The sequence below is a fragment of the Streptomyces endocoffeicus genome, from assembly GCF_016741935.1.
In the GTDB taxonomy this organism is placed as follows: Bacteria; Actinomycetota; Actinomycetes; order Streptomycetales; family Streptomycetaceae; genus Streptomyces; species Streptomyces endocoffeicus.
Genome location: NZ_JAERRG010000143.1, coordinates 1 through 1431, shown reverse-complemented (window position 1 = coordinate 1431; position 1431 = coordinate 1). Strand labels below are relative to the sequence as shown.

The window sequence follows — 1431 nt, the reverse complement described above, 5'->3', positions numbered from 1 at the left end:
CAGGAGACTTCCCAATGACGATGTCAAGCCGCAGCCGCGACGGACGGTGAGGCATGGAAACACTGCCCGTCACGGATCATCGCCCACAGGACGTTGACGCGTCGGCGGGCGAGTGCGAGCAGAGCTTGTTTGTGTCCCTTGCCTTCACGGCGCTTCCTGTCGTAGTACGTCTTGGAGGCCGGGCAGGTACGCAGACTGACCATGGCCGACAGGTACATGGTTCGCAGCAGCCCGCGATGGTATCGCCGGGGCCTGCGCAGGTTGCCGCTGACGCGTCCGGAGTCGCGGGGCTGGGGTGCCAGGCCGGCGAACCCGGCCAGGCGGTCGGCGCTGCCGAAGGTCGCCAGGTCGCCACCGGTGGCGGCGATGAACTCGGCGCCGAGCCGCGGCCCCATGCCGGGCAGGCTGAGGATCACCTCTGCGTGCGGATGTTCGCGAAACCGTGCCTCGATCAGGGCGTCGAGTTCGGCGATCTCCTCATCGAGGGCTATCACCCCCTTCGCGAGCCGCACGGCCATGGCAGCGGCCAGCTCCTCGCCGGGCAGCGCGGTGTGCTGGGCGTCGGCAGCATCCACGGCTGCCTTGGCCAGTGCGCCCGCGCTGCGGACCTTGCGGTTCTTCAGCCACGTCTCGATCCGTTCGGCCCCTGCACGGCGGATGGCGGCCGGAGTCTGATAACCGGTCAGCAGCGTGACCGGTCCTCGCTTGATCAGTTCCAGGCAGCGTTCCAGCGCCGGGAATATCTCCAGGAGCTGGGCGCGGAGCCGGTTGATCTGCCGGGTGCGGTCGAAGACCAGGTCCAGGCGGCGGGTGGTCAGGGTGCGCAGGTCGACGGCGATCTCGTCGCCTGGCCTGAGCAGACCGAGATCGCGACGGACGCGCGCCTGGTCGGCGATGACGAAGGCGTCCTTCGCATCCGTCTTGCCCTCGCCGCGGTAGGTGGACGAAGCGCGATGGACCATGAGACCGGTGAGTTAGGCGACAGGCTGGTCGTGGGCGACCAGCAGGCCGATGAGCAGGGCGGCGCCGCCGTGGTTGAGGTCGACGGCCCACAGGGCATCGTCGGATATCGCCAGGACGTCGCTGAGCAACTCCAGCAGTTCGGTCTCGTCGTTGCGGACCCGACGGGACAGCAGCCGTTCGCCATCGTCGTTAATCACCACGCAGTGGTGATGTTCCTTGCCGATGTCCATCCCGGCCCAGATCTCAGGCACGGCCACCTCCGCCAGCTCGTCGTACATCACTCCCGCAGACGACCTCGCCGACGTTGTCCTACAGCAGCGATCGAGTCGCGTATCCCAATTGGCGGTCGAGTCGTCGCGGGGCTCCGGGCGGCCAAGTCTCCTAAGCCATCCAGCGGGCTCACTCATGGCAGCCATACCCGAAGCCCCCGGGCCCACCGATCTTACGAATGATCAGTTCAGACCCACA

At 67.4% G+C, this 1431-nt stretch carries 1 pseudogene; it reads right to left on the bottom strand.

The window, feature by feature from the left end:
* Positions 1-23: 23 nt before the first annotated feature.
* Positions 24-1241: pseudogene (locus JK364_RS54255) on the bottom strand (IS110 family RNA-guided transposase).
* Positions 1242-1431 lie beyond the last annotated feature (190 nt).